Source organism: Vibrio sp. YT-19(2023), assembly GCF_033337395.1.
On record NZ_JAWOQN010001073.1, the window covers coordinates 1 to 531 of the forward strand.

The 531-nt window shown below is 50.7% G+C and carries 1 protein-coding gene; it reads right to left on the bottom strand.

Annotated elements, in window-relative coordinates:
• Positions 1-531: catalase (locus R7E78_RS30120; RefSeq protein ID WP_318059140.1), on the bottom strand; the 531-nt coding region annotated here is incomplete at both ends.

The window sequence follows — 531 nt, forward strand, 5'->3', positions numbered from 1 at the left end:
CGTAGGCTTCGTCCGCTTGGTAAGCGTGGGTGACGTGACGTTCTTTAATGAAGTCTGGCACACCATCCATCGCTCGTGCGGTATTATCAAACAGCGCTTGGCGTTGCTCTTCGTTCATTAGTCGGAACAGGTCACCTGCTTGGCTAAAGTAATCCTCATCAACACGATGGTCGTAATGGTCGTAATGGTCAGCATGGCCGCTAATTCGCAATGGTGGCTCTGAATAATCAGGCTGCTCTGCCCACTCTTGTTTGTAGTTTGGCTCGTAACCCAGTGTTGAACCGAAGTTACCGTCAACTCGCATTGCGCCGTCACGATGGTAGCTGTGTACCGGACAACGAGGGGCGTTAACTGGAATTTGGTGATGGTTTACACCTAGGCGGTAACGCTGTGCATCTCCGTATGCGAACAAACGGCCTTGCAGCATTTTGTCTGGCGAGAAACCAATTCCAGGAACGATAGCTGCCGGGTTAAACGCGGATTGCTCAACTTCTGCATAGAAGTTTTCTGGGTTACGGTTCAGCTCAAACT